This is a genomic window from Alsobacter sp. SYSU BS001988 (assembly GCF_054796215.1).
In genome coordinates this window covers 65,778-91,197 of record NZ_JBTAMK010000007.1, presented here as the reverse complement: position 1 = coordinate 91,197, position 25,420 = coordinate 65,778, and the positions used below count along the sequence as shown (strand labels likewise).

Genomic DNA, 25,420 nt, shown 5'->3' with positions numbered 1-25,420 from the left:
TGCGGCGGCGCCGCTGGTTGGGCCATGCTAGGCACGGTTGTGCCGCGACACCATGACGTATTTGGGTTTTTGAGGAGAAGAAAATGGCGAAAGACAAGCCGATGGCGGGGGAAACGCCGCGCCGTCAGGACCTCGCCGAGAGGGTCACGGCGCTGGACCTGCCGCGGGCCGACCTCTCGCCCGGCATGGAGGCCACGTTCGACAAATGCATGGAGAAAATCGGGTTCGTGCCCAACGTGCTGGCCGCCTATGCGCACGACATGGCCAAGCTGGAGGCGTTCTCCGCCTTCTACAATGAATTGATGCTGGCCCCCTCCGGCCTGTCGAAGCTGGAGCGCGAGATGATCGCGGTGGCGGTCTCGGCTGAGAACCGGTGCTTCTACTGCCTCACCGCCCATGGCGCCGCGGTGCGGCAGCTCTCGGGCGATCCTGCGCTCGGCGAACTGATGGCGATGAACTGGCGGGCCGCCGACCTCTCGCCGCGCCACCGGGCCATGCTGGCCTTCGCGGTGAAGATGACGCGCGCTTCGTCCGAGATCGTCGAGGACGACCGGCAGGCGCTGCGGGACGCCGGCTTCGGCGAACGCGACATCTGGGACATCGCGGCCGTCGCGTCCTTCTTCAACATGTCGAATCGCATGGCCTCGGCCGTCGACATGCGGCCCAACCCCGAATACCACGCCCACGCCCGCTGAGGCCGGCTCCGCCCTCCTCGGGGAGGGCGGAGCGGTCCGGTTCAGCCGATGGCGCTCTGCATCAGACGGGTGAGCCGCCGGGCGAAGGCGGCGGCGTCCGCCGGGGGCTGCCCTTCGGCCGCCCGCGCCTGGTCGAGCAGGAGATGCGCGGCGTCCTGCACGACCTCCTTGTCGCCGCCCTCGGACAGACGCTCGGCGAGGCGCGACACCAAGGCGTGCCGAGGGTTCAGCTCCAGCACGGGCTTGGTCGCTTCCGACAGCTTGCCATGCGCCGCGAGAAGCCGCTCGAGGCCGCGGTCGGGGCCGTGTTCGCCGGCCACCAGGCAGGCGGCGCTTTCGGCGAGGCGGCTGGACGCCCTCACGTCGGACACGTCCTCGGCGAGCTCCTGCTTGACGAAGGCCAGCAGGGTCGCGACCCCGGCGGACACGTCCTTCTGGTCGGCCTCCTTCTCGCCCTCGGCCAAAGGCACGGCGGAGATGTCGGCCGCGCCCTGAGTCACCGACTTGAAGGGCTTGCCGTCGAATCCGAGCGCGTTCTGGACCCAGAACGCGTCGACCGGATCGGACAGCAGCAGCACCTCGATGCCGCGGGCCTTGAAGCCTTCCAGGTGCGGGCTCGCCTGCAGCCGCTTGGCGTCGTCGCCGACGAGGTACCAGATGTCCGTCTGGTTCTCGCGCAGATCCGCCACATAGGCCTTCAGCGAGCGGCCGCCCTCGGGGTGCTTGGAGGTGGCGAAGCGGGCGATGCCGAACAGGGCGTCGCGGCGCTCGTAGTCCTCGTAAAGACCCTCCTTGAGGACCGGGCCGAACGCCTTCCACACCGCGGCGAAGGTCTCCGGCTCCTTCTCGGAGAGCTTGTCCAGCTCCGAGAGGATCCGGTTGGTGACGCCCTTGCGGATCGCCGTCAGGATCGGGCTCTCCTGGATGGTCTCGCGGGACAGGTTGAGAGGCAGGTCGGACGAATCCACGACGCCCGAGACGAAGCGCAGGTATCCGGGCAGGATCTCCAGCTCGTCGGAGATGAACATCCGGCGGACATAGAGCTTCATCCTGCCCTTGCGCAGCGGGTCGAACAGCGCCATCGGGGGCGTGGAGGGCACGAAAGCCAGCACCGCGTATTCGTGGCGGCCTTCCGCCCGGTAGTGGATGGTCAGCGCCGGGTCGTCGAACTGCGTCGCCACCGCCTGGTAGAAGGACTTGTAGTCCTCCGGGGTGATCTCGCTCTTCGGCTTGGTCCAGATCGCCGCGCCGTCCGCGAGGCGCCGGGTTTCGGTCGCCTCGCCGTCCTGGGCTTCGTCGCCGTCCTGGGCCGCCTTGGGCGCGACGAGGTCCACCGGGACCGGGACGGCGCTGCCGTGCTCGCGGATGATGCGCTCGACCGTGTAGGGTTCCGCGTAGTCCTCGCTGCCCTCGGCCAGGTGCAGCACGACCTTCGTGCCGCGGCGCGGGGCCGCGTCCGTGGGCTCGATGGAATAAGCGCCCTGGCCGTCGGAGGTCCAGAGCCAGCCCTCGTCGGAGCCGGCCTTGCGGGTGAGCACGTCGACGCGCTTGGCCACCATGAAGGCCGAGTAGAAGCCGACGCCGAACTGGCCGATGAGGCGCGAGCCGTCGGTCTTCTCGCCGAGCTGCTCCAGGAAGGCGCGCGTCCCGGAGCGCGCGATGGTGCCGAGCGCCTCGACGAGGTCGTCATGGCTCATGCCGACGCCGTTGTCGGAGACTGTGAGGGTCTTGGCCTTCGGATCGCAGGTCAGCGTCACGCCGAGGTCGGCGTCGTCGGACAGCAGCGAGCCGTCCTGCAGGGCCAGCGTGCGCAGCTTCTCGCAGGCGTCCGCGCCATTGGCGACGAGCTCGCGCAGGAAGATGTCCCGGTCCGAGTAGACCGAGTGGACCATGAGATGGAGCAGGCGGGAGACGTCCGCCTCGAAGGCGCGGTTCTCGGTCTTGCCGGCCTGGGCCGGGCCGGACCGCGTTTCGGACTGGTGTTCGGATTTGGCGTGAGATGCCGCTTCTGGGGTCGGCGCGCCTGCGTCCGGCGCTTTGGTCTTGGCCACGTTCTGCCTCGTCGCTGTTGAGCCGCTCGGGGGCGGGGCGGGATGGATCGGGCCAGGGGCGCTCGCCCGAACGGATGTCGGGAGCAGGACCTTGGCCGCCGGCCGGATATTGCGGGCGGCGCCCGGAATTTCAAGCGCCGGCGCCCTTCCGTTTGCGCCAAAAGAAAAGGGCCGCCTTGCGGCGACCCTGAGACAGGGAACTGAAATGGTGGGCCCGAACCCCGTACACCGGGGGGCTGGGGGGCTGATCGATCCGGACGAACCGAGTTCGGGCCCGAGGCAACGATGAGGATGCTCGACCCGCATCGGGGCGCCCGATTGTCCGCTTCAAGGATTCTTTGTGGCGGCGCTCCGGTGGCGAGGCCCTACGCGTGCGCTCGCAACCCTCGCATTGCATCGCGGCGAAAGCGGCCGTTCCAAGCCCGTCCGAACCATGCCAGACTGGCCCCGACTGCTCGGCGGACCCCCGCCGCTGACGATGGAGGCGTGATGAGCGAGGTGGACCTGTCGGAACCGCAAAGCGCATCGAGGACGCGCGAGGCTCCCGGGCCCGGCGTCCTCGGCTCCCCGGGTCCGATGCAGGTCGTGTTCGACCGGCACGAGCTGCGTGAGCTGTTCGACGTGTACGGGCGCAAGGTGGCCGAGGGCGAATGGCGCGACTATTCGCTCGATTTCCTCAAGGACAAGGCCGTCTTCTGCGTCTACCGCCGGGCGAACGAGTTTCCGCTCTACAGGATCGAGAAGACCCCCAAGCTGGCGCGGCGCCAGGGCGCGTACGCGGTGATCGCGGCCAGCGGGCTGATCATGAAGCGCGGGCACGAGCTCGCCCGCGTGCTCAACGTGCTGGAGAAGCCGCTGCGGCTGGTGGCCGGCTGACGGGCGTCGACCCCCGGCGACGGCCCGGTCGCGCTCAGGCGGGTTCTGTCGACCGCTCCACGCCCGGCACGCCGTCCGTGCCGGAGCCGAGCCGCCGCTGCATGATCACCTGGTCCAGCCAGCGGCCGTGCTTGTAGCCGACGTCGCGCACCACGCCGGCGTTGAGGAAGCCCAGCGACCGGTGCAGCGCGATAGACCCGGTCGACGAGCTGTCGCCGATGACGCCGATCATCTGCCGGAAGCCGAGCCGCTCGCATTCCTCGATCAGGGCCGACAGCAGGGCCCGGCCGACGCCGCGGCCCTGCAGGTCGGGGGCGACGTAGATCGAATCCTCGACCGTGTAGCGATAGGCGGGGCGCGGCCGGTAGGGGCCCGCATAGGCGTATCCGAAGATCCGGCCGTCCTCCTCGGCGACCAGATAGGGGAACCCGGCTCCGAGCAGCGCGTCGCGCCTGCGGGCCATCTCGGCCTCGTCCGGCGGATCGATCTCGAACGAGGCGGTCCCGTTCAGGACCGCATGCCGGTAGATGGCGGTCAGCTCCGGGAGGTCGCGCGGTTCGGACGGGCGGATGATGGCGGTCATTCAGGGCGGCCCAGAAGCTTGGACGAGGGAAGCGGCGCCGACGCGGCGCCACCGCTTGCATACGTCCGGAAAACGGCAGGGTTGCAACAAAAAAGGCCCCGGGAACATCCGGGGCCTTCTCCTCGCCGATCCAGAGACCGTTCAGTCGTTCCGCTGACCCACCAGGGAGAGCAGCATCTGGAACATATTGATGAAGTTCAGGTAGAGCGACAGCGCGCCCATCACCGAAGCCTTGCCGGCCAGTTCGTTGTCGCCCGCGACGACGTCGTACTCGCTCTTCAGGCGCTGCGTGTCCCAGGCGGTCAGGCCGGCGAAGATGCCGACGCCCACCACGTTGATGACGAACTGCAGCGCGCCGCTGGCGAAGAAGATGTTCACCAGGCTGGCGATGACCAGGCCGAAGAGGCCCATCACCAGGAACGAGCCCATCGCCGACAGGCTACGCTTGGTGGTGTAGCCGTACAGCGAGAGCGCGCCGAAGGCGGCGGCGGTGATGAACAGCGTCTGGACGATGCTGCCCATCTTGAACACGAGGAAGATCGTGCTCAGCGACAGGCCCATCACGGCCGCGAAGGCCCAGAAGGTCGTCGTCAGGGCGCTGTAGCTCATCCTCTCGAAGCGGAACGAGAGAAAGAACACGAAGCCCAGCGGCGCCAGCATCACCAGCCACTTCAGCGGGCTCAGATAGAGCGCCGCGCCGAAGCCGGTCAGGTAGATCGAACGGCCGATCGGATAGGCGGTCGGTACGGACGACGTGGCCGCCATGTAGGCGCCTAGCGCGACCAGCGCCGAAATCGCCAGGCCCAGCGTCATATGATTGTAGATGCCGAGCATATAGGCGCGCAGGCCCTGGTCGTACTCGGCCGCGCCAGCCCGGCCGGCGACCGGCCCGAACTGGGAATAGGCGTTGCGATCATAGTTCGACATTTGGTCCTCTCGACGAGCGGATTGCTTCCCCTCCCACCGGTTGCTCCGGCAGTTACGAGGAATATGAGGGGCGGCTTGCGGGAAAACAAGAGCCAGGCCGTGAGCGGCGATCCGAAAAAGCAGAGCTGGAATTTCTCAAGTCTTAACAGCGGGTCAAGGTCGCCGCTTCTACTCACGCGAGCACGGTCCGGACGCTTCTTCTATTCAGAGATCGCGGAGATACCCGGCCGGCTTCTGGCCGAGGATGCGCCAGGTCCCGGCGAGCCCCAGAACGATCGTGACCACGATCGCGGCCGCCGCGACGCCGAGGGCGCCGCCCATGGGCCACTCGAAGGTGAGCTTCATCAGGCGAGACACGCTCCACCACGCCGCGCCGGCTCCGGCCAGCGCGCCGAAGACCGCGGTGGCGAGGCCGAGCAGGCCGTATTCGAGCAGGAAGGCGGCCAGCAGCCGCCCGCGCGTCGCCCCGAGGGTCTTCAGCACGACTGCGTCATAGACGCGCGAGCGGTGTCCCGCCGCGAGCGCCCCGGCCAGGACGAGAACGCTCGCCACCACGGCGACCGCGCTGGCGCCCCGGATCGCCAGAGCGAGCTGCCCGACGACCTCGTTGATGGCGTCGAGCGCGTCCTTGACCCGTACGGTGGTGACGTTGGGAAAGTCGCGCGCCATGGCGGCCACGACCGCCTGCTCGCGTTCCTGCGGCGCGCCGCCCGGGAAGGTGACGGTCGACAGGTCCGAATGCGGCGCCCCGGCGAAGGCCGACGGCGAGAACACCATGACGAAATTGATGCCCAGCGACTGCCACTCCACCCGGCGCAGATTGGCGATCCGGGCCGTGATGTTGCGCCCGAGCACGTTGACGGCGATCGGGTCGCCGACCTGCAGGCCGAGCCCCTTGGCGAGTTCGTCGTCGAAGGAGACCAGCGGAGGGCCCTTGTAGTCCGGCGCCCACCATTCGCCCGCCGCCAGAACGGAGCCCTCCGGCAGCGTCGCCGCATAGGTGATGCCCCGGTCGCCCTCCAGAACCCAGGTCGCGTTCTCGGCCGCCTTGACCTGCGCGGCCGGAACGCCCTTCAGCGAGACCACGCGTCCGCGCATCATCGGCACGCGCTCGATCTTCGCGCCCCGGGCGACGTCCTGCAGGAGCGCGTCGAAGCGGTCCGCGTCGCCGGACGGAATGTCGAGGAAGAAGAAGCTCGGCGCCCGCTCGGGGAGGGAGCGCGTGAGCTGGCCGCGGATGGTGGCGTCGATGAGCGAAAGCGTCACCAGGAGGGTGACGCCGAGCCCCAGGGACAGCACGAGCGAGGGCGTCAGCGCGCCCGGCCGGTGAATGTTGGCGACCGCCATCCGCAGCTCCGTGCGCCGGAAGCGCGGCGCGCGCCGGGCCGCGGCCATGATGGCGGAAGCGACGAGGCGCAGCAGCACGAAGGCGGCCGCGGTCCCCACCACGGCCGCGATCGCGACCCGCCGGTCGTAGCTGAACAGGATGGCGCTGCCGGCCAGCGCCGCGACCGAGAGCGCCAGGGCCGCCATGTAGCGCTTGCGCGGCCAGCGGGAGTCCGGCGCGACCTGGTCGCGGAACAGGCCGGAGACGGAGATGTCGTGCACCCGGCTCAGCGGCCAGAGCGAGAAGGCGAGCGCGGTGAACAGGCCGTAGAGCGCGGCGGTGGCGAGTTCGCGTCCATAGACATGCGGCTCGAGCGGGATCGGCAGCAGCCCGCCGAGGCTGCCGGCCAGCGCATAGGGCAGCACCGCCCCGATCGCCAGGCCGATGATGACGCCGAGCCCCGCCAAAGCGAGGATCTCGATCAGCGCGATGGCGAAGACGCGGCCGCCTGTGGCGCCGAGGCTCTTCAGCGTCGCCAGCGAGGCGCGTCGCCGGTCGACATAGGCCGACACCGCATTGGCGACGCCGACGCCCCCGACCACCAGCGCGGCGAGGCCCGCCAGCGTGAGGAACTGGCTGAAACGCTCGATGTTCTTGGCGAATTGCGGCGCCGCGTTCACCCGGGACCGCACGTCGAAGCCCGACTCCGGCAGCGCCTTCTCGACCGCGGCGGAGAAGCGGGCCAGGGCCGCGTCGTCGGAGCTCGGCAGGATCAGCCGGTAGGACCAGCGCACCAGGCTGCCCGGCTGCAGCAGGCCGGAGGCCCGAAGCGCGTCCTGCGAGAGCAGCAGGCGCGGGCCGAAGGAGATGCCCGCGGCGAGTTTGTCAGGCTCGGATTCGACAACTGCGCGCAGGAGGATGCGGGCCTCCCCCAGCCGCACCACCGCGCCCGGCTTCAGGCCCAGCCGCGTGAACAGGGCGGCGTCGGCGGCGGCCCCGAACGCCTCGCCCTCCCGGGCGACGAGAGCGTCGGGGGCCATCGGGGGATCGAGGACGAGCGTCCCGACGGAGGGGTAGCCGCCATCCACGGCCTTGATCTCGACCAGCGCGGTCTGGGCCTCGCCCACCCGCACCATGGCCCGCATGGTGGCGACGCTGGTGACTCGGCCCTGCGAGGCCAGAAACGCCTTTTCGGCGTCGGTCGCCTCGCGCTGGAGAAGGCTCGCCGAGACGTCGCCGCCCAGAATGGTGCGGCCCTGCCCGGCGAGGCCGTCGCCGAGCGAACGGGCGACCGACCCCACTCCGGCGATGGCGGCGACGCCGAGCGCGATGCAGGCGAGGAAGACGCCGAAGCCGCGCAGGCCGCTGCGCAGGTTGCGGAAGGCCAGCCGGAAGGTCACGGCGAGCGCCGTCGCCGCCGTCTGGGGCGGGGCGGGGCCGCGCAGCGGTTCGCGGCGGGCGGAGGCGGGGACGGTCCCGTGCATGGTCAGGCCCGGCCGGCGGTGAGCGCGGCTGAACGCTCGGCGTCGATCGTGCCGGAGCGGAGCGCGATGGTGCGGTCGCACTGGCGGGCGAGGCCGGGATCATGGGTGACCAGCACCAGCGTGGCCCCGCGCTCCCGCTTCATGCGGAAAAGCAGGTCGACGATCTGGGCGCCGGTGGTCTCGTCGAGATTGCCGGTCGGCTCGTCGGCGACCAGGATGGCGGGGTTCGGGGCCAGCGCCCGGGCGAGCGCCACGCGCTGCTGCTCGCCGCCGGACAGCTCCGCCGGGTAATGGGCGAGCCGGTGGCCGAGGCCCACCTGCTGCAGTTCGGCCTCGGCGCGCTCGAACGCGTCCGGCGCGCCCGAGAGTTCGAGCGGGACCGCGACGTTCTCCAGCGCGGTCATGGTCGGGAGCAGGTGGAAGGACTGGAACACGATGCCGACGCGCCGGCCGCGGAACCGCGCCAGCGCGTCCTCGTCCAAGGGTCCGAGATCCTGCCCGTCGATGCGCACCACGCCGGAGTCCTGGCGCTCCAGGCCGGCCATCACCATCAGCAGCGTCGACTTGCCCGAGCCGGACGGGCCCACCAGCCCCACGGCCTCGCCCTGCGCCACCGCGAGCGAGACGCCGCGCAGGATGTGCACCCTCGCGGCGCCGCGCCCCAGGCTGAGATCCACATTTTCGAGTTCGATCGCCTTGACCATGTCGCCGCCCGTGCCGATGTCACGGCCATGAATGATGTTCGCATGGCCCGATCGCCGATGACCGCCGACGTCCCGTCGAAGCCGTCATCAAAGCCGACCGTACCCCAATATGGGCGTTCGGCCCGCATGCGCCAGCCGGGCGGGGCGTTTCGTCCCAGCGCGGCGCGGCGGATCGTGGTCGCGGCGCTGGGATTCGCCATGGCTTTTCTGTTCTCCGCCGCGGCCGTCCAGGCCCGCACCTTGCGGGTTGTCGCGCTCGGCGACAGCCTGACGGCCGGCTACATGCTGCCGGGCGACGCCGCCTTCCCGGCCCAGCTCGAAAAGGCGCTGCGCGCCAAGGGCCTCGACGTGGAGGTCGCCAACGCCGGGGTCTCGGGCGACACGGCCTCGCAGGGGCTGGCCCGGCTGGACTGGTCGGTCCCCGACGGCACCGACGCCGTGATCCTGGAGCTCGGCGCCAATGACGCGCTGCGGGGGATCGATCCGTCGGTCACCCTCAAGGCTCTCGACGAGATCCTCGCCCGCCTGAAGGCGCGGGGCGTGCCGGTGCTGATGGCCGGCATGTATGCGCCGCGCAACATGGGGACCGAGTACATCCAGGCGTTCGACGGCGTGTTTCCCCAGCTCGCCGCCAAGCACGGGGCGGCCCTTTACCCGTTCTTCCTTGAGGGCATCGCGGGCGACCCCAAGCTCAACCTGAAGGACGGCCTGCATCCCACCCCCGAGGGCGTCAAGGTGATCGTGTCGCGCATCCTGCCCAGCGTGACGGCCTTCCTGGCGGGCCTGAAGCCCAGCGCCTCCTGAGCCTGGCCCCGATACGGCATGGCGCGCCCGCGCTGAGCGGGTGGCGCGCGGGCGCGTTCCGTGCTTCAAGCCGGGCCTGTTCCGGCCGGCCCTCGCGGCGGGCCGCGCCTATCGGAGAGCGACATGGAAAAGCGTCCCCTCGGCCGCACCGGCCTGAAGGTCAGCCTCATCTGTCTCGGCACCATGACGTGGGGCCAGCAGAGCACCGAGGCCGAAGGGCACGAGCAGATGGACTACGCCCTGGACCAGGGCGTGAACTTCTTCGACACCGCCGAGCTCTACTCCATCCCGCCGCGGGCCGAGACGCAGGGCTCCACCGAGCGCATCGTCGGCAGCTGGTTCGCCTCTCGCAGGACGCGCGACAAGGTGATCCTGGCCACCAAGGTCATCGGCCGCAGCGAGATGGACTGGTTCCGCGACGGGCGGATTCCCGGCGAGCTCAACCGGGCGCAGATGACCGAGGCTCTCGACAAGAGCCTGAAGCGGCTCCAGACCGACTATATCGACCTCTACCAGCTGCACTGGCCGGACCGTCCTATGCCGTGGGGATCCAACCCCACCGTGTATCGCCAGGCTGATTTCACCGGTCCCGAGAACCCGATCGAGGAGATCCTCGCGGTCCTGGCCGACTTCGTGAAGGCCGGAAAGGTGCGTCACGTCGGCCTCTCGAACGAGAGCGCCTGGGGAACGATGAAGTTCCTGCAGGCCTCGGAGACGCGGGGGCTGCCGCGCGTGGCCTCGGTCCAGAACGCCTACAACCTCCTGAACCGCACCTATGAGGTGGCGCTGGCGGAGATCTCGATGCGCGAGCAGGTGGGCCTGCTGGCCTATTCGCCGCTGGCCCAGGGCTTCCTGACGGGCAAATACCTGAACGGCGCGCGCCCGGCCGGAACGCGGACCACGCTGTTCAACCGCGGGCAGCGCTACCAGAAGCCCGGCGCCGAGGAGGCCATCTCGCGCTACGTGGCCCTGGCGCGGGACTGGAGCATGGACCCGGCGCAGATGGCGCTCGCCTTCGTCAACGCGAGGCCGTTCCTGGCGTCCAACATCATCGGGGCGACGTCGATGGAGCAGCTGAAGACCGACATCGCGTCGGCGCAGGTGAAGCTCGCGCCGGAGCTGGAGGCCGCCATCGACGCCATTCACCAGATCCACCAGAATCCGTGTCCCTGACGGCGGGTTCTTGAAACCCGCGTGGAGCCGGCGCGATTGTCCGCTGCGGGCCGATTGAGAATCACGGCGGGCTCCACCATTCTGAAGGGGCGGAGCCGTCGGGCGCGCTCCGCGACGAGCACGGTCCAGTCCGCCCGTGATCGTTACGATAGACGGCCCGGGCGAGCGCTCCGGGCCTCAGAGGGGAGGGCAGGATGCCGCGTCTCTTCACTGGTCTCGAGGTTCCGCCCGATATCGCCACCTCCCTTTCGAGCCTTCGGGGCGGGCTGGTCGGCGCGCGATGGATCGACGTCGAGAACTACCACGTCACGCTGCGCTTCATGGGCGACATCGACGAGCACTACGCCCGCGACGTCTACCACATGCTGGCGGGCGTCCGGCGGCGGCCGCTGACGCTCACCATCGACGGGTTGACGACCTTCGGCGGCGACAAGCCGCGGGCGCTGGTGGCGCGGATCAAGCCCGACCAGGCGCTCATCGAACTGCAGGCCGAGCAGGAGCGCATCGTCCGGCGGGCCGGGCTCCCGCCCGAGAAGCGCAAATTCACGCCGCACGTCACTCTGGCGCGGCTGCGCGACACGACGCCCTGGCACGTCGCCGACTTCCTGGCCGGCCAGGGGCACGTCCCGTCGCGCAGCTTCAAGGCGGACCGCTTCGTGCTGTTCTCGTCCAGGGCCTCCACGGGAGGCGGTCCCTATATCGTCGAGGCCGCCTACCCGCTGGGCTGATCGGGGCATTTCTCCCCGGCGGCGTCTCGGCGTAAGAGATCCGAAGCACGGGAGGACGCCATGGCGACGCGCTTGAGCGAGACGGAACGGACGCAGACGCTGGAGCGCCTGACCGGCTGGGCGCTGGTCGACGGCCGCGAGGCGATCCGCAAGACCTTCGTCTTCCGGGACTTCAACGAGGCGTTCGGGTTCATGACCCGCTGCGCCCTCGTGGCGGAGCGCATGAACCACCATCCGGAGTGGTCCAACGTCTACAAGACGGTGGATGTGACGCTCGCCACGCACGACGCCGGGGGCCTGACCGAGCTGGACGTCCGGCTCGCCCAGGCGATGGACCGCCTCTCCGGTCGGTGATCGCGCCTATTTGGGCTGCATGCGCAGCGCGCCGTCGAGCCGGATCGCCGTGCCGTTCAGCATGTCGTTTTCGACGATGGAGCGCACCAGCGCGGCGTATTCCTCCGGCCGCCCGAGCCTGGACGGGAAGGGGATGCCGGCCTCGAGCGAGGCGCGGATGTCGTCCGGCACGCTCTCGAACATGGGCGTCTGGAACAACCCCGGCATGATGGTCATCACCCGGATGCCATAGCCGGCGAGGTCGCGCGCGATCGGGAGCGTCATGCCGACCACGCCGCCCTTGGAGGCCGAGTAGGCGGCTTGCCCGATCTGCCCGTCCTCGGCCGCCACGGAAGCGGTGCAGACGATGACGCCGCGGCCGCCGTCCGGGGTCACGGGGTCCAGCCCGGCCATGGCGGCGGAGCACTTGGCGATCATCTGGAAGGTGCCGGCCAGGTTGATGGCCAGCGTGCGGGCGAAGGTGGCCAGGTCGTGGGCGACGAACTCGCCCGTGTCGCGCTTCCTGGAGACCGTGCGCTTGCCCGGCGCCACGCCGGCGCAGTTCACCAGGACGCGCTCCACCCCGTGCGCCGCGCGGGCCTTCTGGAGCGCGGCGTCAACGGACGCCTCGTCGGAGACGTCCGCCGGGCAGAACACGCCGCCGATCTCGGCTGCGACGGCTTGTCCACGCGCCTCGTTCATGTCGAAGATCGCCACCCGGGCGCCCTGCGCGGCCAGCATGCGGGCCGTGGCCTCGCCCAGCCCGGAGGCTCCGCCCGTCACGATGGCGGCGATGGCGGCGTCGATCCTCATGGCGTGCTCCCTGGCGTTTTCTCCCCCTATCTAGCCGCAACCCGCGCGGGCGGGGAAGACCGCATCGGCGCGGCGGACCGCGTCCGCCAAGTCCCCGCTGCTTGCAAGAGGGGGCGCCCGGGACCATCTCTCGGGACGTTGCGCGCGACGATCCCGCCGCGCCGACGGAGGAGACCATGACGCAGTCGTCCGACGAACTCCTGGGCCGCAAGCTCAGCCAGGCCGAGATGGAAGCGATCCGGCGCGCGGCCCGGGACGAGAAGCGCGTGTTCGCAGACGCCTGGCGGCTGCTGAAGCGCGTCGGCAAGAACATCCCGTTCGCCGAGGACGTGCTGGCGGCCTATTACTGCGCGCTGGATCCTGCGACCGAGCGCCGGGTGAAGCTGATCCTGGTCGGCGCGCTGGCCTATTTCGTCATGCCGTTCGACGTGCTGCCGGACTTCATGCCCCTGATCGGCTTCACGGACGACGCCGCCGTCATCGCCACGGCGATCGCCAGCGTCTCGCGCGCGATCAAACCCGAGCATCGCGAGAAGGCGAAGGCCACGCTGCAGTCGGGCCTGGAGGCCTGAGCCTCCCGGTCACATCCTGACAAGCACCTTGCCGGTCGCCTTGCGATCGGCGATCAGGCGGATCGCCTGCGCGGTCTGGTCGAGGGGAAGAATGGTCGAGGCGTGCGCCTTGAGGCGGCCCTCGGCCGCCCAGGCGAAGATCTGGCGGATGTTGGCGGCGTTGCGGGCCGGCTCCTTGTCGGCGAACGCGCCCCAGAACACGCCCTGCACGTCGCAGCCTTTCAGCAGCATGAGGTTGAGCGGGATGCGGGGAATGTCCCCGGCCGCGAAGCCCACCACGAGGAAGCGGCCCTTCCAGGCGATCGCCCGCAAGGCGAGCTCGGACAGGTCGCCGCCCACCGGATCGTAGACGACGTCCACTCCCTTGCCGCCGGTGAGGCTCTTCAGGCCCTCCTTGAGGTCGCCGGCCGAATAGTCGAACGTCTCGTCCGCGCCATGCTGGCGGGCCAGGGCGAGCTTGTCCGCCGAGGACGCGCAGGCGATGACCTTCGCGCCCATGATGGCGCCGAGCTCCACGGCCGCGAGGCCGACCCCGCCCGCCGCGCCCAGCACCGCCAGGGTTTCGCCCGGCTGCAGCCTGGCGCGGTCCTGCAGGGCGTGCAGCGACGTCCCGTAGGTGACCAGCAGACCGGCCGCAGCCTCGTCCGGCAATCCGTCCGGGACGGGGATGAGCCGCCCCGCGGGGGCGACCACCTTGGTCCGGCAGGCGCCGTAGCCCACATAGCCGGCCACCCGCTGGCCGATCTGAAAGCCCTCGACGCCTTCGCCCAGCGCCGCCACGCGGCCGGCGAACTCAGCGCCCGGCGAGAAGGGCAGCTCGGGCCGAACCTGATAGCGGTTCTGGATGATCAGCGTGTCGAAGAAGTTCAGCGCCGTGCAGGCGACGTCGACCAGGACGGTCCCGGGCCCGGGCGTGGGATCCGGAAGATCCTCGACGGTCAGGCTCTCGGGCGGCCCGAAGGCCCGGCACAGGACGGCGCGCATGGCGGTGCTCCTTCGCGTTCTCAGGTCAGCGGGGGCGCGGGCCGGCGGTCATCCGGCCTCCACGACGCCGTCGGCCTCCAGCCGCTTTCGCAGCCGGCCAAAGGCGAGACGGATGCGCGACTTGACGGTGCCGAGCGGCAGCCGGACCTTCTCGGCGATCTCGCTGTGCGACAGGCCGTCATAGAAGGCCAGCCGGACGAGATCGAGCTGCTCCGGGGGCAGGCTCACGAGCGCGTGGCGCAGCCGCTCCTCGCGCTGCTGCAGGTCCAGCATGCGGTCGGTCTGCGGATCGTCGGGAATGTCGAGATCGGCCTCGAGCGGGTCCATGAAGTCGACCCGGTCGCGCCGGAGCATGTCGATGCGCCGGTTCCGGGCGATGCGGTAGAGCCAGGTCGGGACGGAGGACTTGGCCGGGTCGAACTGCTCCGCCTTGCGCCAGAGCGTGACCAGCACCTCCTGGGTGAGCTCCTCGGCCAGGCCGGATTCCGCGCCGAGGCGCAGCAGATACGCGTTCAGCCGGGGCGCGAAATGGTCGAACAGGCGCGCGAAGGCCTGACGGTCCTGCCGTTGCGCGACGGCGGACACGAGTGCGGCCAGTTCTTCGTGGGAGCTCAACGCGATGTCTCTGCAATTCCCTCGGCAGGCCTCGCCCCCGGCAGACCGGCCATGCCCGATCCCGTTCGGGACCGCATCGCATGTTGGCATGTCTTGGCGCCGCGCGAAACCGTGTCCGTCGCGACGCCCCCGAGCGCGAGAGCCAGGACCTCATGCAATCTACGGCTTAGCGCAAAGGCGCAGCCGCGTTAAACTAGCCCCATGATTCGACCCGCCCCTTCGCGCTCCGGCGCAGTCCTCACCATTCTGGCCCTGTCCGTGGCCCTGTCGACGGGTTTCGCCCGGGCCCAGGATGCGACCCCGGCGAAGCCGCCCGCCAAGGCGGCCCCGGCGAAGCCGGCGGGGGCCGCCGCCGCGCCCAAGCCCGGGACGACGGCCAAGCCGCCGACGAACGCCAAGCCCGCGGCGGCCGCGGCCAAGCCTGGCGCGCCCGCGTCCGCGGCGGCCAAGCCCGCAGCCGGCAAGACCACCGCGGCCGGCAAGCCCGGAGCGAAGGCGCCGGCCGCCCCGGGAGGCGGCCAGCCCGTGCAACTCGAAGTCTTCGGCGATTGGGGCGCGTACGCGTCCAGCACCGGCAAGGGCAAAGTCTGCTACGCCCTGGCGCAGCCCAAGGAGCGGCTGCCCAAGAGCCTCACCCGCGATCCGGGCTATCTCTTCATCGCCAACCGGCCAGCCGAAGGGGTGCGCAACGAGGTCAGCATGGTGCTGGGCTTCGCCACGCAGGACGGCGGCGACGGCAAGGCCGTGATCGGCGCCAACAGCTTCGCGCTGGTCACCAAGGGTAACGCCGCCTGGGTGAAGAACGCCGCCGAGGACAGCGCCTTCGTGGAGGCCATGCGCCGGGGCCAGACGCTGACCATCGAGGCGAAGTCCAAGCGGGGCAACAGCTCGACCGACCGCTACGTCCTCAGCGGGCTGACGCAGGCGCTCGACCGCGTCCGCAAGGAGTGCCCGTAAGGGGCGCCGCCGCATTGGGGCCATCTTGGTCCCGCATAGGATTTCGCGTTCTCCTGTGATAGTGGATCGGCCCCGGCGCGACGCGCCGGGTCGCCGATTTTCGTGTGTGCGCGCACAGGCGCGCCGGAATCCGGATCCATGACCGCCATCTCGCTCGACATCGCCAGGCCCGATCCCGCCCCGGCTCCGGGGCCATCCGCCCTGACGCAGCCGGCCGCCTCCGGCGTTCCACAGAAGCGCTCGCTTGCGGGGGCGACCCGGGCGGAGCTGGCCGAGGCTCTGGCCAGCATAGGCGTGCCCGAGCGCGAGATCCGCATGCGGGTCGGCCAGCTCTGGCACTGGATCTATTTCCGCGGGGCGCAGGATTTCGACGTCATGTCGAGCGTCGGCAAGGGCCTGCGCGCGTCCCTGGCCGAGCGCTTCACGCTGGCCCGGCCGGAGATCGTCTCCGAGCAGGTCTCGATCGACGGCACCCGCAAATGGCTGCTGCGCATGCCGTCCACCGGCCCGCATGACCGCGGGGCCGAGATCGAGGCCGTCTACATTCCGGAGTCCGACCGCGGCACGCTCTGCGTGTCCTCCCAGGTGGGCTGCACGCTGACCTGCACGTTCTGCCACACCGGCACGCAGAAGCTGGTCCGCAACCTGACATCGGCCGAGATCGTGGCGCAGCTCATGGTCGCGCGCGACCGCATCGGCGACTGGCCCGGCGGCGTGCGTCCGACCGACGGCCTCGTTCCCGACGCCGAGCGGGCGATCAGCAACGTCGTACTGATGGGCATGGGCGAGCCGCTCTACAATTTCGAGAATGTGCGCGACGCCATGGAGGTCGTGTCCGACGGCGACGGCATGTCGCTGTCCAAGCGGCGCATCACGCTCTCGACCTCGGGCGTCGTCCCGATGATCGGGCGCGCCGGGGACGAGATCGGCTCGATGCTGGCGATCTCGCTGCACGCCGTGCGCGACGACCTGCGCAACGAGCTCGTGCCGCTGAACAAGAAGTACCCAATCCGCGACCTGCTCGAGGCCTGCCGGACCTATCCGGGGCTCAGCAATGCGCGTCGGATCACCTTCGAATATGTGATGCTGAAGGGCGTCAACGACAGCCTGTCGGACGCGCGCGAGCTGGTTCGGCTGCTGAAGGGCATCCCGGCCAAGATCAACCTGATCCCGTTCAATCCCTGGCCGGGAACGCGCTACGAGTGCTCCGACTGGGAGCAGATCGAGGCGTTCTCGGAAGTCGTGTTCCGCGCCGGCTACGCCTCCCCGGTCCGCACGCCCCGCGGACGCGACATCCTGGCGGCCTGCGGGCAGCTGAAGAGCGAGACCGAGAAGCTGCGCGCCCGGGCCCGGCTGATGCTGGAGAGCGGCATCGGGGCCGAGGGGATGTTCGTCTCGCAGGAGGGATAGCGCGCGTGCGGCGGCTGTTCCTGGGCCTCATCGGCCTGGCGCTGGCGATCCCGGCGGGGGCCGTCTTCCTCGCCGTGGCCGGCCTGCTGGCGCCCGAAACCCGCGACCTGGCGGGCGACCTCACGATCGCGAGCGCGCTGGCTCTCCTCTCCGCCGCGATGAGCGGGGAGGGGCCCGACCTCGCCTTCGCGGCGGCGGCCGGCGGCTTCTGGGCGCTGGCGACGGCGATGCTGTGCCTGCCGCCGATCCTGACCGCCGCCATCGGGGCGGCCGCGGGCGTCGGCTCCTATGTGTGGTACGCCGGCGGCTCGGGCGTGCTGACGATCGCGATCGCGTGGCTGGGCCATCCGGCCGGGCAGTCGCTCGACACGGCGGACGGCAAGATCCTGGCGCTTTTGTTCCTCACGGGCGCCGTGTCGGGCCTGGTCTATTGGGCCATCGCCGGCCGGGAGATGGGGCCGGTCGGCCCCGCTCCCTCGGCGTCCTGACGCCCGACGTCAGAACTTCCCTTCCAGGGCCGCCGCGATCTCGTCCAGCACGGCGGGATCGTCGATGGTGGCGGGAGTGGTGTAGGGATCGCCGTCGGCGATCTTCTTCATGGCGCCGCGCAGGATCTTGCCGGATCGCGTCTTGGGCAGGCGGTTGACCGTGATGGCGACCTTGAAGGCCGCCACCGGCCCGATGCGGTCGCGCACGAGCTTCACGATCTCCTTCTCGATCTCCAGGGGCGACCTGGAGACGCCGCTCTTCAGCACCACGAAGCCGCAGGGCTGCTCGCCCTTGAGGGCGTCCTTGACGCCGATGACGGCGCATTCGGCGACGTCGGGATGCGACGACAGCACCTCCTCCATGCCGCCGGTCGAGAGCCGGTGGCCGGCGACGTTGATGATGTCGTCGGTGCGCCCCATGATGAACAGGTAGCCGTCCTCGTCGATGAAGCCTGCGTCGGAGCTGCTGTAGAAGCCCGGGAACGCGGCCAGGTAGCTCTCGCGGAAGCGGTCGTCCGCCTGCCAAAGGGTCGGCAGGCACCCGGGAGGCAGCGGCAGCTTGATCACCACCGATCCCATGACGTTCGGACCCACCGGGTGGCCGCCTTCGTCCACCACCTGCACGTCGTAGCCCGGCATCGCCACCGTGGGCGAACCGTGCTTCACGGGCAGCGCTCCGAGCCCCAGCGGATCGCCGACGATGGGCCAGCCGGTCTCCGTCTGCCACCAGTGGTCGATGACCGGGACGCCGAGGATGTCCTCGGCCCATTTCACCGTGTCGGGGTCGGCCCGCTCGCCGGCCAGGAAGAGGGCGCGGAACCCGCCGAGGTCGTAGCGTTTCAGATGCTCCGCGCCGGGATCCTCCTTCTTGATCGCCCGGAACGCGGTCGGGGCGGTGAAGAGGGTGCGGATCTTGTGCTCGGAGATCATGCGCCAGAACGCGCCGGCGTCCGGCGTGCCCACCGGCTTGCCCTCGTAGACCACCGTCGTGCAGCCCACGAGCAGCGGGGCGTAGACGATGTAGGAGTGCCCGACCACCCAGCCGACGTCCGAGGCGGCCCAGAAGACCTCCCCGGGCCGCGCGTCATAGAGGTTCGCCATGGACCAGGCGAGGGCGACCATGTGGCCGCCATTGTCCCGGACGACGCCCTTGGGCTTGCCGGTCGTGCCGGAGGTGTAGAGCACGTAGAGCGGATCCGTGGCGGCCACCGGGACGCAGGCGGCGAAGCGGCCGGCGGCCTTCGCCGCCGAGGTGGCGGCGGCCCAGTCGTGGTCGCGGCCGGCCTCCATGGCGGCGGCGCATTCGGGACGCTGCAGCAGGAGCACGGCCTCGGGCTTGTGGGAGGAGATCGTGATCGCCTCGTCCAGCAGAGGCTTGTAGGCGACGACCCGGCTGGGCTCGACGCCGCAGGAGGCGGCCAGCACGAGCCGCGGCGAGGCGTCGTCGATGCGGGTGGCGAGCTCCTTCGCGGCGAAGCCGCCGAACACCACGGAGTGGATGGCTCCGATGCGGGCGCAGGCCAGCATGGCCACGACGGCCTCGGGGATCATCGGCATGTAGACGATGACGCGGTCGCCCTTGCGGACGCCGAGATCCTGGATGACGCTGGCGAGCGCCGCCACCTCGTCGCGCAGCTCGGAGTAGGTCACGGTGCGCTTCGCCCCGGTGACGGGGCTGTCATAGATGATCGCGGCCTGCGCGCCGCGGGTCGGGACGTGCCGGTCCACGGCGTTCCAACAGGTGTTGCATTCGGCGCCGGCGAACCAGCGCCCATGAACGCCCTGGTCGGGATCGAAGATCTTCTCGGCCGGCCTGATCCAGTCGATGGCTTCGGCGGCCTTGGCCCAGAAGGCCTGGGGGTCGGCCTTCCACGCGGCGTAGGTCTCGGGATAGCGGCTCGCAGTCGCGATCATGGACGATCTCCCCTGTGTCCTGCGCCTGGAGGCCTGGGCGTCCCTGGTCCGGGTCTCGGCCCGGCCTCTCGCGGGCCAACCCCGACGACGGAGCGGCGCGACGGGCCGCCTGGCGCTGGATCACGACCTACACCCGCAAGGGCTTTGCGTCAGGAGAGACTTTCGCAGCAAGCCATCCGGCGAGGCGAGTCCTCGCGCTTCGGGCGCAGGGCGGGCGCCGCAGCCCTGCGCTGGCCCGGATTGCGCCGACCCGGGGTTGATGCTCAATGCGGGACCGTTCCCGCCTGTCTCTCCGAGCCTTCCGCGAGTCCCCGCCTTGCCCCCGATCATCGCCGATCCCGGTTTCTACGCCGCGGCCGTGCCCGCCGTGCTGCTGGTCGGCATGTCCAAGGGCGGCTTCTCCGGGCTGAGCCTGCTCTCCTTGCCGCTGCTCGCCCTGGTGACGTCGCCCGTCAAGGCGGCCGCCATCATGCTGCCGATCCTGCTCGTGCAGGACGTCGTCAGCGTCTGGGCCTACCGTAAGAGCTTCGACCGGCGGATCCTCGCCGTGATGCTGCCGGGCTCGTTCCTGGGCGTCGCCATCGGCTGGCTCATCGCATCCTGGGTGACGGAGGCGATGGTGCGGGTCGGCGTCGGCTTGATCTCGGTCGGCTTCGTGGCTCTGTACTGGCGTCGGCGCTACGCCGCGGGACCGGGCGGCGGAACTGCGCCCTCGATGGCGGCCGGCGTGTTCTGGGGAGCGCTCGCGGGCTATACCAGCTTCGTCGCCCATGCGGGCGGGCCGCCCTTCCAGGTCTATGTGCTGCCCCGGCGGCTCTCGCCGGAGAGCTATGCGGGCACGAACACGCTGTTCTTCGCAGTCACCAACGCCGTGAAGGTGATCCCCTATCTGGCGCTGGGGCAGTTCTCGCCGGAGAATCTCGGCACGTCGGCGGTGCTGGTCCCGGCCGCGATCGCGGCGACCTTCGTGGGCGTCTGGCTCGTCCGCCGCATCGACGCGAGCCGGTTCTACACCATCATCTACGGGCTCAGCTTCGGGGTCGGGCTGAAGCTGATGTGGGACGGGGTACGCGACCTGTCGTGACGGCGCGACGGCTGTCGACCATCGATCCATTGCCGCGGTCCCGGCCCGCCGCTACGGTCCGGCGACAGCGTTCGGGGACCGGAAGCCAGCGGCCGGGCCCCAGGAGGGGGAGCGGCCATGGCGTCCGACATCTACGACATCGATCTCGACCGCAATCCGGCGAACCATCAGCCGCTCACGCCGCTGTCCTTCCTGGAGCGCGCCGCGCAGGTCTATCCCGACCACACCGCCATCATCCATGGTTCGCTGCGGCGGAGCTACCGGGAGTTCCACGCGCGATCGCAGAGGCTCGCATCGGCGCTGGCCAAGCGCGGGATCGGCCGCGGCGACACCGTGGCGGTGATGCTCGCCAACACGCCCGCCATGCTCGAATGCCACTACGGCGTGCCGATGACGGGCGCCGTGCTCAATACGCTCAACACCCGGCTCGACGCGCCGATCATCGGCTTCTCGCTCGACCATGGCGAGGCCAAGGTGCTGATCGTCGACCGCGAGTTCTCCCGGATCGTCAAGCCGGCGCTGGAGCTCGCCGCCGTCAAGCCCATCGTGATCGACTATGACGACCCCGAATATACGGGCGCCGGCGAGCGCCTGGGCGAGATCGAGTACGAGGATTTCCTGGCGCAGGGCGAGCCCCGCTTCGAGCGGCGACACCCGGCCGACGAGTGGGACGCGATCTCGCTCAACTACACGTCCGGCACCACCGGCAACCCGAAGGGCGTGGTCTACCACCACCGCGGCGCGGCGCTGCTGGCGCAGGGCAACGTGCTGACATGCGCCATGGGCAAGCATCCGGTCTACCTCTGGACGCTGCCCATGTTCCACTGCAACGGGTGGTGCTTCCCGTGGTCGATCTCGGCCGCCGTCGGCACGCATGTGTGCCTGCGCTATGTGCGCGCCGCCGCCATGTACGACGCCATCGCGACCCACAAGGTGACGCATCTGTGCGGCGCGCCGATCGTGATGTCGACCTTGCTGAACGCTCCGGAGAGCGAGAAGAAGCCTCTGCCGCACCGGGTGGAGTTCTTCACCGCGGCCGCTCCGCCGCCGGAGGCGGTGCTGGCCGGCATGCGCGAGGCCGGGTTCAACGTCACCCACTTGTATGGGCTCACCGAGACCTACGGGCCGGCGGTGGTGAACGACTGGCACGCCTCCTGGGACGAGCTCGATCCGGCCGCCCAGGCCACCCGCAAGGCGCGCCAGGGCGTGCGCTATCTCGCGCTCGAGGCGCTCGACGTGAAGGACCCCCTCACGATGGAGAGCGCGCCGGCCGACGGCGAGACGATCGGGGAGGTCATGTTCCGCGGCAATGTGGTGATGAAGGGCTACCTGAAGAATCGCAAGGCGTCCGACGAGGCTTTCGCGGGCGGCTGGTTCCACTCCGGCGACCTCGGGGTCAAGCATCCGGACGGCTACATCCAGCTGAAGGACCGCTCCAAGGACATCATCATCTCGGGCGGGGAGAACATTTCGTCGATCGAAGTCGAGGACGCGCTGTTCAAGCATCCCGCCGTCCAGGCCGCGGCCGTGGTGGCGAAGGCGGACGAGAAATGGGGCGAGACGCCCTGCGCCTTCGTCGAGCTGAAGCCCGGACGCGAGGCGACCGCGGCGGAGTTGATGGCGTGGTGCAAGGAGCGGCTGGCCGGCTACAAATGCCCGCGCCACATCGTTTTCGCGGAGCTGCCCAAGACATCCACCGGAAAGGTGCAGAAATTCCGTCTGCGTGAGATGGCCCGCGAGGTCTGAGGCCGCTGCAAAATCAAACCGCCGCAGCGCGGGGAGCGCATGCGGCGGAGTACGCAATGTCCGCGCCTTGGATCAGCGGCGCGAAGCACTCACAATGGCCAATCAGTGCAGTGTGGGTTTGGCGGAAATACGCAAACGCTCGATCTGGTCCTTGAGCTGAAGCTTCTTTCGCTTCAGTTCCGCGAGCCTGAGATCGTCCCCCGCAGGGGCCCCGATTTCCCGTTCGATCTCCTTTTCGATCGCCTGGTGGCGGCGCTCGAGCTCGGCCAGATGGGACTGCAATGCCATGCGGTACCTCCCGTGTTTTCTGACGTCATCAGTCTGACACAGTCGCGGCCCGGCCGGGAAGGGTGATTCGTTCCAAAACGCTCCCCGCAGGCCGTTCATGTCAGCTAGGGGGCAGGCCCGTCGGTTGCAAGCGCAGCCGTCACAGGGGCGCGAAAAGACGGTCGCCGCCCGTGCGGCGCCTTGCCGGTTCGGCAGGCTCTGGCATAGTGGTCGGGCTCGCGTCGGCGGGTTGAGGCGAGGCGCATTTCACCACCATGCATAACGAGATGGATGAGTTCGCAGAGGGTCAGCTCGCGGCGGAGCTCGCCCGGCTTCAGACCGAACACCGGGACCTCGACGCGGCGATTTTCGCCCTGGAAGGCATCGCGGCCGCAGACCAGTTGCAGATCCAGCGGCTGAAGAAGCGCAAGCTGCTGCTCAAGGATCAGATCATCCGGATCTCGGACCAGATCACGCCCGACATCATCGCCTGAGCAGGCGCCTTGGTTCAGGCGCGGCGCGCCTTGGCGGCGTAGAGGCGCCGGTCCACCGCCTCGAGCACGGCTTCGATGGCGAGGCCCGGGTCCAGCGCGAACACCCCGAAGCTGACGCTCACGGCGATCTCCTCGGACCGCCACCGCAGCGGCGAGGTCGCCAGCTGCGCCTGCAGGGCGGCGGCCTTGCCGGCGATCACCTCCTCGTCGGCGTGCCAGAGCAGCATGGCGAATTCGTCGCCCCCGATCCGGGCGAACACGTCCGAGGCGCGCAGATTCGTGGCCAGGATCCCGGCCGCGTGGACCAGAACCGCGTCGCCTGCCGGGTGGCCGTGCCGGTCGTTGATCGGCTTGAAAGCGTCGAGGTCGAACAGCGCCAGCGACACCGGGACGCCGTAGCGCTGCGTGTAGGACGCTGCGCGCCGCAACTCGCGCAGGAAGCCGCGCCGATTGAGCACGCCGGTCAGCTCGTCCACATGGGCGAGCTCCTCCAGTTCGCCGATGCGCGCCTTGGCGGCGGCGAGCTCGCGCCGCAGCGCTTCGGCGGTGGGGTCCGGGACGCCGGGCGGCGGCTGGTCGACGGCTTCCGCGAGGGGTCGGGCGGCGGTCACGTCATCCTTCACGATCGGGCTCGGCTCGGCTTGCGCGCGGGGGTCGCGTCACTATACTCCGCCGCTTCATTTCTGAAGGGCCGCTTAACGCGGCGCGGAGCGTGCAGTATGTCGGGGGCAAAGCCGGTCGCCATCATCATGGGCAGCCAGTCCGATTGGGCGACGATGCGGCACGCCGCCGAGACGTTGGACGGGCTCGGCGTCGGGCATGACTGCCTCATCGTGTCGGCGCATCGGACGCCCGACCGGCTCTATGAATTCGCCAAGGGCGCCCGCGCGGCGGGGTACCGGGTCGTCATCGCGGGCGCGGGCGGGGCCGCGCATCTGCCGGGCATGACGGCGGCGCTGACCAGCCTGCCGGTCTTCGGCGTGCCGGTGGAAAGCAAGGCGCTCTCCGGGCAGGACAGCCTTCTGTCGATCGTGCAGATGCCGGCCGGCGTTCCGGTCGGCACGCTCGCCATCGGGCGCGCGGGCGCGGTCAACGCCGCGCTCCTGGCGGCGGCCGTGCTCGGCCTGCAGGACCCGGCCCTCACGGAGCGGCTGGAGGCGTTCCGCGCGCGGCAGACGCAGGCCGTGGCCGAACGTCCCGTGGACGAGCGCTGAGACGATGCTTCACCCCGGGCAGACGATCGGAATCCTCGGCGGCGGCCAGCTTGCGCGCATGATGGCGCTCGCGGCCGCGCCGCTCGGGCTGCGCTGCCACATCTTCGCGCCCCCGGGCGACAACCCGGCCTTCGACGTCTCGGCGGCGCGGACCGTCGCCGATTACGAGGACCAGGAGGCCCTCGCCGCCTTCGCGGCCGCTGTCTCGGCCGTCACCTACGAGTTCGAGAACGTCCCCGCCGCGACGGCGGCCTTCCTGGCCGAACGAGTCGCCGTGATGCCCGGCCCCCGGGCGCTCGCGGTGACGCAGGACCGGTTCACCGAAAAGAGCTTCCTGCGCGACATCGGCCTCGGCACGCCGGACTTCCGGGCCGTGGACGACCTGGCCTCCCTGGAGGCGGCCCTGGCGTCCCTGGGCCGCCCCGCCGTGCTGAAGACGCGGCGCTTCGGCTATGACGGCAAAGGCCAGGCCGTGATCCGGCCGGAGACCGACCTGTCCCAGGCCTGGGAATCGGTGGGGCGGCAGCCCTCCATCCTGGAGGCCTTCGTGCCGTTCCTGCGCGAGGTTTCGGTCGTGGCCGCGCGCGGGCGCGCCGGGGACGTGGCGGCCTATGACGTGTGCGAGAACGCCCACCGCCAGCACATCCTGTCCACCACGACGGTTCCGGCCGATCTGGACGGCGCGGCCATGCACGCGGCGCTGGAGCATGCGGCCCGGATCGCGACGGAGCTCGACTATGTGGGCGTTCTCGCGGTCGAAATGTTCGTGATCGAGGACGACGGGCGCGAGCGCGTGCTGATCAACGAAATCGCGCCTCGCGTCCATAATTCGGGGCACTGGACGATCGACGGCGCCGAAACCTCGCAATTCGAGCAGCATATCCGCGCCGTCGCCGGCTGGCCCCTCGGCTCTACGCGGCGGCGCGGCCGCGTCGTGATGGAGAACCTCATCGGCGACGAGGCCGACCGCTGGCGCGCCTACCTGGCCGAGCCCGGCGTGCATCTTCACCTCTACGGCAAGGCGGAATCGCGGCCGGGGCGCAAGATGGGGCACGTCACCCGCGTCGTTGCGGAGTGATCGGCCGCCGAACCGAGGCGAACGCCCGAAATTCCAGCAGATCGGGCGTGGACAAGCCTAAGTGATTCTGTTAATCCACCGCATCCCGGCGAAGACGCC

Annotated in this window: 25 protein-coding genes and 1 pseudogene; 15 read left to right on the top strand and 11 right to left on the bottom strand. The window is 70.1% G+C overall.

Features of this window, described 5'->3' with window-relative positions; all coding sequences use genetic code 11:
• Nucleotides 1-83: 83 nt before the first annotated feature.
• Nucleotides 84-695, top strand: coding sequence for a peroxidase-related enzyme (locus ACYVO7_RS14900; RefSeq protein WP_460450597.1), 612 nt, complete (start codon nt 84-86; stop codon nt 693-695).
• A 41-nt stretch (nt 696-736) separates the two neighbouring features.
• On the opposite strand, the gene htpG is transcribed toward ACYVO7_RS14900, so the two are convergent.
• The gene (gene htpG, locus ACYVO7_RS14895; protein ID WP_460450596.1) at nt 737-2,746 is read right to left on the bottom strand and encodes a molecular chaperone HtpG; all 2,010 of its coding nucleotides are present in this window, start codon (nt 2,744-2,746) and stop codon (nt 737-739) included.
• A gap of 489 nt (nt 2,747-3,235) precedes the next feature.
• Between htpG and ACYVO7_RS14890 the strand changes: the two genes are divergently transcribed.
• Entirely contained in the window at nt 3,236-3,622 is a 387-nt protein-coding gene (locus ACYVO7_RS14890; protein ID WP_460450595.1) for a DUF2794 domain-containing protein, read from the top strand.
• A gap of 34 nt (nt 3,623-3,656) precedes the next feature.
• On the opposite strand, the gene ACYVO7_RS14885 is transcribed toward ACYVO7_RS14890, so the two are convergent.
• The 4 genes from ACYVO7_RS14885 to ACYVO7_RS14870 form a co-directional block, all read right to left on the bottom strand.
• Nucleotides 3,657-4,205, bottom strand: a complete 549-nt coding sequence (locus ACYVO7_RS14885; protein WP_460450594.1) for a GNAT family N-acetyltransferase — start codon at nt 4,203-4,205, stop codon at nt 3,657-3,659.
• Between the two features lie 141 nt (nt 4,206-4,346).
• Nucleotides 4,347-5,132 (bottom strand): Bax inhibitor-1/YccA family protein, encoded by a 786-nt coding sequence (locus ACYVO7_RS14880; protein WP_460450593.1) that lies wholly within the window; start codon nt 5,130-5,132, stop codon nt 4,347-4,349.
• A gap of 204 nt (nt 5,133-5,336) precedes the next feature.
• On the bottom strand, nt 5,337-7,943 hold the full coding sequence (locus ACYVO7_RS14875; RefSeq protein WP_460450592.1) for an ABC transporter permease: 2,607 nt from the start codon (nt 7,941-7,943) through the stop codon (nt 5,337-5,339).
• Between the two features lie 2 nt (nt 7,944-7,945).
• Nucleotides 7,946-8,647 carry an ABC transporter ATP-binding protein gene (locus ACYVO7_RS14870; protein ID WP_460450591.1) on the bottom strand — a complete coding sequence of 234 codons (702 nt, stop codon included), beginning with the start codon at nt 8,645-8,647 and terminating at the stop codon, nt 7,946-7,948.
• Nucleotides 8,648-8,773: 126 nt separating this feature from the next.
• Between ACYVO7_RS14870 and ACYVO7_RS14865 the strand changes: the two genes are divergently transcribed.
• The 4 genes and pseudogenes from ACYVO7_RS14865 to ACYVO7_RS14850 form a co-directional block, all read left to right on the top strand.
• A complete protein-coding gene (locus ACYVO7_RS14865) occupies nt 8,774-9,451 on the top strand; it encodes an arylesterase (RefSeq protein WP_460450714.1) in 678 nt (225 codons plus the stop codon).
• Nucleotides 9,452-9,574: 123 nt separating this feature from the next.
• Nucleotides 9,575-10,624 carry an aldo/keto reductase gene (locus ACYVO7_RS14860; protein WP_460450590.1) on the top strand — a complete coding sequence of 350 codons (1,050 nt, stop codon included), beginning with the start codon at nt 9,575-9,577 and terminating at the stop codon, nt 10,622-10,624.
• A 194-nt stretch (nt 10,625-10,818) separates the two neighbouring features.
• Nucleotides 10,819-11,352, top strand: a complete 534-nt coding sequence (thpR, locus tag ACYVO7_RS14855) for an RNA 2',3'-cyclic phosphodiesterase (RefSeq protein WP_406854753.1) — start codon at nt 10,819-10,821, stop codon at nt 11,350-11,352.
• Nucleotides 11,353-11,403: 51 nt separating this feature from the next.
• Nucleotides 11,404-11,706, top strand: a pseudogene (locus ACYVO7_RS14850) (4a-hydroxytetrahydrobiopterin dehydratase); the annotation flags it as partial.
• Between the two features lie 6 nt (nt 11,707-11,712).
• On the opposite strand, the gene ACYVO7_RS14845 reads toward ACYVO7_RS14850, so the two are convergent.
• Nucleotides 11,713-12,498: an SDR family NAD(P)-dependent oxidoreductase gene (locus ACYVO7_RS14845; RefSeq protein WP_460450589.1), complete on the bottom strand. Its 786-nt coding sequence runs from the start codon at nt 12,496-12,498 to the stop codon at nt 11,713-11,715.
• Between the two features lie 176 nt (nt 12,499-12,674).
• Between ACYVO7_RS14845 and ACYVO7_RS14840 the strand changes: the two genes are divergently transcribed.
• A complete protein-coding gene (locus tag ACYVO7_RS14840; protein ID WP_460450588.1) occupies nt 12,675-13,070 on the top strand; it encodes a YkvA family protein in 396 nt (131 codons plus the stop codon).
• 9 nt (nt 13,071-13,079) lie between these two features.
• Here the strand turns inward: ACYVO7_RS14840 and ACYVO7_RS14835 are convergent, their stop codons facing one another.
• Nucleotides 13,080-14,054: an NADPH:quinone oxidoreductase family protein gene (locus ACYVO7_RS14835; protein WP_460450587.1), complete on the bottom strand. Its 975-nt coding sequence runs from the start codon at nt 14,052-14,054 to the stop codon at nt 13,080-13,082.
• 48 nt (nt 14,055-14,102) lie between these two features.
• A complete protein-coding gene (locus tag ACYVO7_RS14830; RefSeq protein WP_460450586.1) occupies nt 14,103-14,669 on the bottom strand; it encodes a sigma-70 family RNA polymerase sigma factor in 567 nt (188 codons plus the stop codon).
• 201 nt (nt 14,670-14,870) lie between these two features.
• Here ACYVO7_RS14830 and ACYVO7_RS14825 point away from each other — a divergent pair, with 201 nt between their 5' ends.
• The 3 genes from ACYVO7_RS14825 to ACYVO7_RS14815 all read left to right on the top strand — a co-directional run bounded on the left by ACYVO7_RS14825 (nt 14,871) and on the right by ACYVO7_RS14815 (nt 17,524).
• The gene (locus tag ACYVO7_RS14825) at nt 14,871-15,626 is read left to right on the top strand and encodes an invasion associated locus B family protein (RefSeq protein WP_460450585.1); all 756 of its coding nucleotides are present in this window, start codon (nt 14,871-14,873) and stop codon (nt 15,624-15,626) included.
• 138 nt (nt 15,627-15,764) lie between these two features.
• Nucleotides 15,765-17,036, top strand: coding sequence for a dual-specificity RNA methyltransferase RlmN (gene rlmN, locus ACYVO7_RS14820; protein ID WP_460450584.1), 1,272 nt, complete (start codon nt 15,765-15,767; stop codon nt 17,034-17,036).
• 5 nt (nt 17,037-17,041) lie between these two features.
• Nucleotides 17,042-17,524 carry a hypothetical protein gene (locus ACYVO7_RS14815; protein WP_460450583.1) on the top strand — a complete coding sequence of 161 codons (483 nt, stop codon included), beginning with the start codon at nt 17,042-17,044 and terminating at the stop codon, nt 17,522-17,524.
• A 9-nt stretch (nt 17,525-17,533) separates the two neighbouring features.
• On the opposite strand, the gene ACYVO7_RS14810 is transcribed toward ACYVO7_RS14815, so the two are convergent.
• Entirely contained in the window at nt 17,534-19,438 is a 1,905-nt protein-coding gene (locus ACYVO7_RS14810) for a propionyl-CoA synthetase (RefSeq protein ID WP_460450582.1), read from the bottom strand.
• 316 nt (nt 19,439-19,754) lie between these two features.
• On the opposite strand from ACYVO7_RS14810, the gene ACYVO7_RS14805 reads away from it, so the two are divergent.
• Together ACYVO7_RS14805 and ACYVO7_RS14800 are read left to right on the top strand one after the other, a co-directional pair.
• Nucleotides 19,755-20,522 (top strand): sulfite exporter TauE/SafE family protein, encoded by a 768-nt coding sequence (locus tag ACYVO7_RS14805; RefSeq protein ID WP_460450581.1) that lies wholly within the window; start codon nt 19,755-19,757, stop codon nt 20,520-20,522.
• A 117-nt stretch (nt 20,523-20,639) separates the two neighbouring features.
• Nucleotides 20,640-22,268: an acyl-CoA synthetase gene (locus ACYVO7_RS14800; protein WP_460450580.1), complete on the top strand. Its 1,629-nt coding sequence runs from the start codon at nt 20,640-20,642 to the stop codon at nt 22,266-22,268.
• Between the two features lie 102 nt (nt 22,269-22,370).
• Here the strand turns inward: ACYVO7_RS14800 and ACYVO7_RS14795 are convergent, their stop codons facing one another.
• Nucleotides 22,371-22,556 (bottom strand): YdcH family protein, encoded by a 186-nt coding sequence (locus tag ACYVO7_RS14795; protein ID WP_406854742.1) that lies wholly within the window; start codon nt 22,554-22,556, stop codon nt 22,371-22,373.
• A gap of 266 nt (nt 22,557-22,822) precedes the next feature.
• Here ACYVO7_RS14795 and ACYVO7_RS14790 point away from each other — a divergent pair, with 266 nt between their 5' ends.
• Entirely contained in the window at nt 22,823-23,029 is a 207-nt protein-coding gene (locus ACYVO7_RS14790; protein WP_406854741.1) for a YdcH family protein, read from the top strand.
• Between the two features lie 14 nt (nt 23,030-23,043).
• Here the strand turns inward: ACYVO7_RS14790 and ACYVO7_RS14785 are convergent, their stop codons facing one another.
• Nucleotides 23,044-23,640 (bottom strand): GGDEF domain-containing protein, encoded by a 597-nt coding sequence (locus tag ACYVO7_RS14785; protein ID WP_460450579.1) that lies wholly within the window; start codon nt 23,638-23,640, stop codon nt 23,044-23,046.
• A 108-nt stretch (nt 23,641-23,748) separates the two neighbouring features.
• Between ACYVO7_RS14785 and purE the strand changes: the two genes are divergently transcribed.
• Nucleotides 23,749-24,243 carry a 5-(carboxyamino)imidazole ribonucleotide mutase gene (gene purE / locus ACYVO7_RS14780; RefSeq protein ID WP_460450578.1) on the top strand — a complete coding sequence of 165 codons (495 nt, stop codon included), beginning with the start codon at nt 23,749-23,751 and terminating at the stop codon, nt 24,241-24,243.
• 4 nt (nt 24,244-24,247) lie between these two features.
• Complete coding sequence (locus ACYVO7_RS14775) at nt 24,248-25,321, top strand: 5-(carboxyamino)imidazole ribonucleotide synthase (protein WP_460450577.1); 1,074 nt, start codon at nt 24,248-24,250, stop codon at nt 25,319-25,321.
• Nucleotides 25,322-25,420 lie beyond the last annotated feature (99 nt).

What these genes read in the sequence shown, in the direction of transcription:
- ACYVO7_RS14800 (WP_460450580.1), top strand. Translation starts at nt 20,640, where the DNA reads ATGGCGTCCGACATCTACGACATCGATCTCGACCGCAATCCGGCGAAC.
- ACYVO7_RS14870 (WP_460450591.1), bottom strand. Translation starts at nt 8,647, where the DNA reads ATGGTCAAGGCGATCGAACTCGAAAATGTGGATCTCAGCCTGGGGCGC.
- ACYVO7_RS14900 (WP_460450597.1), top strand. Translation starts at nt 84, where the DNA reads ATGGCGAAAGACAAGCCGATGGCGGGGGAAACGCCGCGCCGTCAGGAC.
- ACYVO7_RS14890 (WP_460450595.1), top strand. Translation starts at nt 3,236, where the DNA reads ATGAGCGAGGTGGACCTGTCGGAACCGCAAAGCGCATCGAGGACGCGC.
- ACYVO7_RS14860 (WP_460450590.1), top strand. Translation starts at nt 9,575, where the DNA reads ATGGAAAAGCGTCCCCTCGGCCGCACCGGCCTGAAGGTCAGCCTCATC.
- rlmN (WP_460450584.1), top strand. Translation starts at nt 15,765, where the DNA reads ATGACCGCCATCTCGCTCGACATCGCCAGGCCCGATCCCGCCCCGGCT.
- ACYVO7_RS14885 (WP_460450594.1), bottom strand. Translation starts at nt 4,205, where the DNA reads ATGACCGCCATCATCCGCCCGTCCGAACCGCGCGACCTCCCGGAGCTG.
- ACYVO7_RS14865 (WP_460450714.1), top strand. Translation starts at nt 8,774, where the DNA reads ATGCGCCAGCCGGGCGGGGCGTTTCGTCCCAGCGCGGCGCGGCGGATC.
- ACYVO7_RS14825 (WP_460450585.1), top strand. Translation starts at nt 14,871, where the DNA reads ATGATTCGACCCGCCCCTTCGCGCTCCGGCGCAGTCCTCACCATTCTG.
- thpR (WP_406854753.1), top strand. Translation starts at nt 10,819, where the DNA reads ATGCCGCGTCTCTTCACTGGTCTCGAGGTTCCGCCCGATATCGCCACC.
- ACYVO7_RS14795 (WP_406854742.1), bottom strand. Translation starts at nt 22,556, where the DNA reads ATGGCATTGCAGTCCCATCTGGCCGAGCTCGAGCGCCGCCACCAGGCG.
- ACYVO7_RS14810 (WP_460450582.1), bottom strand. Translation starts at nt 19,438, where the DNA reads ATGATCGCGACTGCGAGCCGCTATCCCGAGACCTACGCCGCGTGGAAG.
- ACYVO7_RS14790 (WP_406854741.1), top strand. Translation starts at nt 22,823, where the DNA reads ATGGATGAGTTCGCAGAGGGTCAGCTCGCGGCGGAGCTCGCCCGGCTT.
- ACYVO7_RS14875 (WP_460450592.1), bottom strand. Translation starts at nt 7,943, where the DNA reads ATGCACGGGACCGTCCCCGCCTCCGCCCGCCGCGAACCGCTGCGCGGC.
- ACYVO7_RS14880 (WP_460450593.1), bottom strand. Translation starts at nt 5,132, where the DNA reads ATGTCGAACTATGATCGCAACGCCTATTCCCAGTTCGGGCCGGTCGCC.
- ACYVO7_RS14845 (WP_460450589.1), bottom strand. Translation starts at nt 12,498, where the DNA reads ATGAGGATCGACGCCGCCATCGCCGCCATCGTGACGGGCGGAGCCTCC.
- ACYVO7_RS14840 (WP_460450588.1), top strand. Translation starts at nt 12,675, where the DNA reads ATGACGCAGTCGTCCGACGAACTCCTGGGCCGCAAGCTCAGCCAGGCC.
- purE (WP_460450578.1), top strand. Translation starts at nt 23,749, where the DNA reads ATGTCGGGGGCAAAGCCGGTCGCCATCATCATGGGCAGCCAGTCCGAT.
- ACYVO7_RS14775 (WP_460450577.1), top strand. Translation starts at nt 24,248, where the DNA reads ATGCTTCACCCCGGGCAGACGATCGGAATCCTCGGCGGCGGCCAGCTT.
- ACYVO7_RS14835 (WP_460450587.1), bottom strand. Translation starts at nt 14,054, where the DNA reads ATGCGCGCCGTCCTGTGCCGGGCCTTCGGGCCGCCCGAGAGCCTGACC.